Source organism: Nocardia farcinica, assembly GCF_029867845.1.
GTDB lineage: Bacteria > Actinomycetota > Actinomycetes > Mycobacteriales > Mycobacteriaceae > Nocardia > Nocardia farcinica_A.
In genome coordinates this window covers 1-6,777 of the sequence record NZ_JARWRU010000596.1, presented here as the reverse complement: position 1 = coordinate 6,777, position 6,777 = coordinate 1, and the positions used below count along the sequence as shown (strand labels likewise).

The window sequence follows — 6,777 nt, the reverse complement described above, 5'->3', positions numbered from 1 at the left end:
CCGCCTCCGCCAGCGCGTCCGGCAACAGCGGCCACTGGGATCGCCAGGACTGGTTCAACGCGGCGGCCAGCCAGGCCGGGCTGCTGGCCCGCATCCGCTCGAGCACCGGCTCCAGGCCCTCGGCGCGCAGGCTCGCCGCGGTGTAGGCCGCCGACAGGGCGGCCGGGCACTGTCCGGTGTCGGCCCCGGTCCAGGCGGGCAGCGCCGCGATCACCCCGGCCACACCGTCCGATCCGCCCCGCTCGGCGGCCCAGTCGGCGGCCACGGCCGCGCCCAGCGAGATGCCTGCCGCGAGCACGGGCCCCTGGCCGGCGGCCTCGTCGAGGGCGGCGCGATAACTCGCCACCACACCGCGCGGATCGGGTTCGACGGCACGGAAGCTCAGCTCGCGCTCGCGCGCCGCCCGCTCGAAGGCGCGGCGGGCGAAATCGGCGTCGGAGCCGGTGCCGGGCAGCGCGACCACGGTCGGCGGAACCGGCCGGCGTCCGGCCGCGGGCTGTGGGGAGTCGAACACCGGGCCGAGCGTAGCGGGGGTGCGGGCCGCGATCTACAGTGGCGGGTGTACGAGTGAGAGCAGGAGTGCTGCCATGCCATCCCCAGCGTCGGGTTACTTCCGTCGCCTGAGTCGCCGGCTCACCGAGGACATCGACCGTCTCGACGCGGAAGAACTCGCCGAGACCGCCGACGCGTCGGGCGCGTGCCGGGTCGCCGACTGTCGCCGCGGTGAGGAAGTGACGATGCTCGGGCGGCTGCGCAGTGTGGAGGCGTGTCCCAAGGCGGCGGGCGCGACGGTGCAGGCGGAATTCTTCGACGGAACCGACGCGATCGCGCTGGTCTGGATCGGCCGCCGCCGGATTCCCGGTATCGAGCCGGGCCGCCGCCTGCTGGTGCGCGGGCGCATCGGCGAACGCGACGGCCGCAAGGTGATCTTCAACCCCTACTACGAATTGCGCGGGAACAGCTGACACATATGCCATCCAGCCACGACGACGGCCTCGACTTCGGCGTGCCCACCCCGGCACCCGTCCGCGGCGGCGCACCCTATCCCGTTCCCGCCGACGGCGCCGCCGAGGCCGCCGAGGTGGCGCGCACCGAGCAGACCCTGCTCGAGCAGATGGGCGGCCTCGGCGGCATCGTCTACTCCACGCTGCCGGTCGTGGTTTTCGTCCCGGTCAACAGCTTCTTCGGGCTCACCGCCGCGATCTGGGCGGCGCTCGGCGTCGCGGCCGCGGTGCTGGTGTGGCGGCTGATCCGGCGCAGCCCGATCCAGCCGGCGATCTCCGGTTTCGTCGGCGTCGGCATCTGCGCCTTCATCGCCTGGCGGATGGGGGAGGCCAAGGGCTACTTCCTGTTCGGCATCTACACCAGCCTGGTGTACGCGGCGGCCTTCCTGCTGTCGATCCTGGTGCGGCGGCCGCTGGTCGGTGTGATCTGGGGCGCGCTGAACGGTCACGGCTCGGTGTGGCGATCGGACCGCACCCTGGTGCGGCTCTACGACCTGGCCACCGCCACCTGGGCGCTGGTCTTCGGCGCCAGATACCTGGTGCAGTCGCAGCTCTACGACTCCGACCAGACCGGCTGGCTGGCCGCCGCGCGTATCGGCATGGGCTGGCCGCTGACGGCGGTGGCCTTCGGCGTCACCATCTGGGCGGTGCGCCGCGCGGGGCATCTGCCGGTCCGCTCCGGCGCCTGAGCCCCGAACCGGGGTTCCGTGCCGCCCCAACGGGGTTCGGATGCCCGGGGGTGGGCGCGAAAGCACCGCAGAGGTGGGCCGGTACCCACCCTGGGGTACCTGGTCGCACGGGTCCTTTCATCGGACGATCGTTCTCGACACGAAAAACGTGAACGACCTCACGAGATCGGACCGCCATCATGCCTGTCGAGACCCGCACCAAGAACCACGCGCACACCCCCGCCGGCCCGGCGCTCACCGAGAGCCGCCGCGTCGCCGCCGAGGTGGAGAAGCTGATCGGCCCGGCCGCCGCGGGCGACGAGCGCGCCGTCTCCGACATCCTGCGCGCCATCCACCCGCTGGTCCGCCGCTACTGCGGCGCCAAGCTCGGCAACACCGCCCACCTGCAGGTCACCGCCGACGATGTGGTGCAGGAGGTGCTGCTGGCCACCGTCAAGGCCATGCCGCGCTACCAGGACCAGGGCAAGTCCTTCCTGGCCTTCGTCTACGGCATCGCCGCCAACAAGGTCGCCGACGCCTTCCGCCGCTCCCAGGTGCACCCGGCTTACCCGATGGCCGAGGTGCCCGACGCTCCGAGCGCCGAGGCGGGCCCGGAGGAATGGGCGCTGGCGCTGGAGCGGCGCGCCGCCACCAGGGAACTGATGCAGGTGCTCGCCCCCACCCATCGCGACGTGCTGGTCATGCGCATCGTGCTCGGCTGGTCGGCGGCCAGGACCGCCGAGGCCATCGGCACCACCCCCGGCGTCGTCCGGGTCATGCAGCACCGCGCGCTCAACAAGCTGCGCGCGCAGTTCGCCGAGGCAGCGTGAGCGCGCGAACCGACCGGGCGGCAGACGTATCGGGGTGTTACGGCCTGATGTCGTGGTCGGCAAGCGCGACGCGCAGATCCTCCTCGGCCTCCACCGAGGTCACGAACAGCAGCTCGTCCTCGCCCTCGAAGGGGTCGTCGGGTTCGGGCACGATCACCCGGCCGCCGCGCAGGATGGTCACCAGCGCGGCGTCGCGGGGCAGTGTCAGCGCGCGCACCGGTTTGCCCGCCAGCGCGGTGTCGCCGGGCAGGGTGATCTCCACCAGATTCGCCTGACCCTGGCGCAGTGTCATCAGCCGCACCAGGTCGCCCACCGACACCGCCTCCTCCACCAGCGAGGCCAGCAGGCGCGGGGTGGACACCGCCACGTCAACGCCCCAGGCCGAGTCGAACAGCCACTCGTTGCGCGGATCGTTGACCCTGGCCACCACTCGGCGCACGCCGAATTCGGTCTTGGCCAGCAGCGAGTGCACCAGATTGACCTTGTCGTCGCCGGTGGCCGCGATGACCACCTCGTAGGTCTCCAACCCGGCCTCCTCGAGCAGCGCCAGCTCGCAGGCGTCCGCGTGCACCCACACCGCGTCCGGGATGGCCTGGTGGTCGATGTGGTCGAGCTGGCGTTCCAGCAGCATCACCCGATGCCCGCCGCGCAGCAGTTCCCTGGCGATGGAGCGCCCGACGGCGCCCGCGCCCGCGATGGCCACCTTCATGCTCACTCCTCCTGCACCGGGGGTCCGCCCGCGACCGCCACCGCGTCGCCGACCCGATCCGAGGGCACCGCCACGTAGACCACGTCGTCGGCCTGCACGATGGTCCTGCTCTCCGGCAGCAGCGGCTGCCCGAACCGCAGCACGAACGACACCCGTCCGCCGACGGCGCGCTCGAGTTCCTGCACGGTGCGGCCGAACCAGTCCTCGTGCAGGGTGAGCTGGGTGACCGCGACCGTCCCGGTGGGATCGCGCCAGGTGGTGGTGCCGGTGTCGCCGATGATGGTGCGCAGGAAGCGGTCGGTGGTCCAGGGCACCGTGGCGATGGTGGGGATGCCGAGGCGCTCGTAGACCGCGGCGCGTTTGGCGTCGTAGATACGGGCCACCACCCGCTCCACGCCGAACGTCTCGCGCGCGACCCTGGCGGAGATGATGTTGGAGTTGTCGCCGGAGGACACCGCGGCGAAGGCGTCTGCGCGCCCCACCCCGGCGCGGGTCAGCACATCGCGATCGAAACCGACGCCGACCACGCGCTGTCCGGCGAAATCGTCGCCGAGGCGGAGGAAGGCGCTGGAATCGCGGTCGATGACGGTCACCTCGTGCCCGATTCGGACCAGGGCGCGGGCCAGCGAGGAGCCGACCCGTCCGCACCCCATGACCACTACGAACACCGCACCACCCTCGTTCCTGCCTCGTGCCGCCCCACGCGGCGTCACCGCACCCGCCGGACGCCCGGGACACGCGGGGCGAGCGGCGGTGCGCACACAACGTACCCGGCGTGGTTGCCCGAGGCCCGGTTTCCCCGTTGTGATCAGCGCCAAACCGGCGCTCGGCGCGTCTGCCGACCGCCGACACGCCATACCGTCCGGGGATCTATGCTCGCTCCAGTGTCCAAGTTGACGACGGCAGCCAAACGCCTGGTGCTGGGCAGGCCCTTTCGCAGCGACGCGCTGGGGCACACCCTGCTGCCGAAGCGGATCGCGCTGCCGGTGTTCGCCTCCGACGCCCTGTCCTCGGTGGCGTACGCGCCCGAGGAGATCTTCCTCATGCTCTGGGTCGCGGGCGTCTCCGCGTTTCTGTACGCGCCGTGGGTCGGCCTGGCGGTCGCCTTCGTGATGGCGATCGTGGTGGCCAGCTACCGCCAGAACGTGCACGCCTATCCGTCCGGCGGCGGCGACTACGAGGTGGCCACCACCAACCTCGGCCCGACCGCGGGCCTGACCGTCGGCAGCGCCCTGCTGGTGGACTACGTGCTGACCGTCGCGGTGTCGATCTCCGCGGCCGCCGCCAACATCGGCTCGGCCGTGCCGTTCGTGGCCGAGCACAAGGTGCTCTTCGCGGTCTCGGCCATCGTGCTGCTGACCGCGCTGAATCTGCGCGGCGTCCGCGAGTCCGGCGCCCTGTTCGCCGTGCCCACCTATGCCTTCATGATCGGCGTGTTCGGCATGCTCGGCTGGGGGCTGTTGCAGACCTTCGTCCTGGGTGAGCCGCTGCGCGCCGAATCGGCGGCCTTCCAGCTCGTGGCCGAGGAAGAGCAGCTCTACGGCCTGGCATTCGCCTTCCTGATCGCCCGCTCGTTCTCCTCCGGCTGCGCGGCGTTGACCGGCGTCGAGGCGATCAGCAACGGCGTGCCCGCGTTCCGCAAACCCAAGTCCCGCAACGCGGCCACCACGCTGCTGATGCTCGGCGCGCTCGCGATCACCATGCTGCTCGGCATCCTGCTGCTGGCCCGCGAGGTGGGGGTGGTCTACGCCCACGACACCGACCATCTGATCGGCGCGCCGGAGGACTACCACCAGAAGACGCTCATCGCCCAGCTCGCGCACACCGTCTTCGCCGGTTTCCCGCTCGGGTTCTTCTTCGTCACCATCGTCACCGCGCTCATCCTGCTGCTGGCCGCCAACACCGCGTTCAACGGATTCCCGGTGCTCGGCGCGATCCTGGCCCAGGACCGCTATCTGCCGCGCCAGTTGCACACCCGCGGCGACCGGCTGGCCTTCAGCAACGGCATCCTGTTCCTCTCCGGCGCCGCCATCGCGTTCGTGGTGGCCTTCGACGCCGAGGTGACCAAGCTGATCCAGCTCTACATCGTCGGCGTGTTCGTCTCCTTCGTGCTCAGCCAGACCGGCATGTTGCGGCACTGGACCCGGCAGTTGCGCACCGAGACCGAGCCTGGCCATCGCCGCCGGATGAAACGGTCGAGAGCGGTCAACGCCGTCGGCCTGACCGCCACCGGGGCGGTACTGGTGATCGTGGTGGTCACCAAGTTCTTCGCGGGCGCGTGGATCGCGATCCTGTTGATGGTGGCGATCTTCGCGGTGATGAAGCTGATCCGCAGGCACTACGACTCGGTCGCCCGTGAGCTGGCCGAGTACGACTGGGATCCGGTGCTGCCCAGCCGTTCCCACGCCATCGTGCTGGTGTCCAAGCTGCACCTGCCCACCCGCAGGGCGCTGGTCTACGCGCGCGCCACCCGCCCGGACGTGCTGGAGGCGATCACGGTCAACGTCGACGACCAGGACACCAGGGCACTGGTGCGCGAATGGGAGCGCAGCGATATCACCGTGCCGCTCAAGGTGATCGAATCGCCCTATCGCGAGGTCACCAAGCCGGTGCTCGACTACGTGCACCGGGTGCGCCGGGACGCCCCGCGCACCGTGGTGACGGTCTTCATCCCCGAGTACGTGGTCGGCCGCTGGTGGGAGCAGGTGCTGCACAATCAGAGCGCGCTGCGGCTCAAGGGCAGGCTGCTGTTCGAGCCGGGCGTCATGGTGACGAGCGTGCCCTGGCAGCTCAGTTCCTCGATCGCGGCCAAGCAGCCGGGGGTGGTCGACGCGCCGGGTTCGGTGCGGCGCGGGCTCGGGGACCGGCAGTGAGTGGCGTGCTCGCCGCGGTGGTGGGAACACCGGTGGTGGGTATCCGGGCGGCGATTCAGGTGGTGGGGGAACGGACGGGGACGAGGCGAACGGTAGTGATCGGGTGAGCGACTGGCTGGGCGAGACCTTCGAGATCCGGCTCGGGCCGCCGGGGCACGGCGGCTTCTGCGTGGGCAGGCACGAGGGCCGGGTGGTCTTCGTGCGGCACGGGCTGCCCGGAGAACTGGTGCGTGCCCGGGTCACCGAGGACACCGGCGGCAGCTTCTGCCGGGCCGAGGCGGTGGAGATCCTGGCGGCCTCCGCCGACCGGGTGCCGAGCACCTGTCCGGTCTCCGGGCCGGGCGGCGCCGGCTGCTGCGACTTCGCCCACGCGAGCCCCGCCGCGCAGCGCGCGCTGAAGGCCTCGGTGGTGACCGAGCTGCTGCACCGCATCGCCGGGATCGATCGCGAGATCAGTGTGGAACCGGTGTCCGAGCGCACCGCCGAGGCCACCGGCGGCTGGCGGACCAGGGTCAGGCTGCCCGTCGACGCCGAGGGCCGGGCGGGCACACACCGCTACCGCAGCGACGCCGTGCTCCCCGACCTGCGCTGCCCGCAGCCGGTCCCGGGCATGCTGGACGGCATCGCCGAGCGGGTGTGGACGCCCGGCGCCGATCTGGTCGTCGCGCTCGACGGCGACGGTCTGCGCCACAT

Annotated in this window: 8 protein-coding genes; 5 read left to right on the top strand and 3 right to left on the bottom strand. The window is 71.5% G+C overall.

Annotated features, from left to right (window positions below; translation table 11 throughout):
* A partial coding sequence (locus QH283_RS13045) for an alpha/beta hydrolase (RefSeq protein ID WP_280503266.1) occupies positions 1–514 on the bottom strand: 514 nt, incomplete at its 3' end.
* Positions 515–587: 73 nt separating this feature from the next.
* Between QH283_RS13045 and QH283_RS13040 the strand changes: the two genes are divergently transcribed.
* From QH283_RS13040 to QH283_RS13030, 3 genes are all read left to right on the top strand, one after another.
* Positions 588–965, top strand: coding sequence for an OB-fold nucleic acid binding domain-containing protein (locus QH283_RS13040; protein ID WP_280503265.1), 378 nt, complete (start codon positions 588–590; stop codon positions 963–965).
* A gap of 5 nt (positions 966–970) precedes the next feature.
* Positions 971–1,693 (top strand): DUF3159 domain-containing protein, encoded by a 723-nt coding sequence (locus QH283_RS13035; RefSeq protein WP_432420722.1) that lies wholly within the window; start codon positions 971–973, stop codon positions 1,691–1,693.
* Between the two features lie 179 nt (positions 1,694–1,872).
* Positions 1,873–2,502, top strand: coding sequence for a sigma-70 family RNA polymerase sigma factor (locus tag QH283_RS13030; protein ID WP_280503264.1), 630 nt, complete (start codon positions 1,873–1,875; stop codon positions 2,500–2,502).
* Positions 2,503–2,539: 37 nt separating this feature from the next.
* Here QH283_RS13030 and QH283_RS13025 read toward each other — a convergent pair whose 3' ends face one another.
* Both QH283_RS13025 and QH283_RS13020 read right to left on the bottom strand, forming a co-directional pair.
* Positions 2,540–3,211: a potassium channel family protein gene (locus QH283_RS13025; RefSeq protein ID WP_280503263.1), complete on the bottom strand. Its 672-nt coding sequence runs from the start codon at positions 3,209–3,211 to the stop codon at positions 2,540–2,542.
* A 2-nt stretch (positions 3,212–3,213) separates the two neighbouring features.
* Positions 3,214–3,879, bottom strand: coding sequence for a potassium channel family protein (locus QH283_RS13020; RefSeq protein WP_280503262.1), 666 nt, complete (start codon positions 3,877–3,879; stop codon positions 3,214–3,216).
* Positions 3,880–4,095: 216 nt separating this feature from the next.
* Here QH283_RS13020 and QH283_RS13015 point away from each other — a divergent pair, with 216 nt between their 5' ends.
* Positions 4,096–6,084 carry an APC family permease gene (locus QH283_RS13015; protein ID WP_280503261.1) on the top strand — a complete coding sequence of 663 codons (1,989 nt, stop codon included), beginning with the start codon at positions 4,096–4,098 and terminating at the stop codon, positions 6,082–6,084.
* Positions 6,085–6,187: 103 nt separating this feature from the next.
* The coding region (locus QH283_RS13010; RefSeq protein ID WP_280503260.1) for a TRAM domain-containing protein at positions 6,188–6,777 on the top strand (590 nt) is incomplete at its 3' end.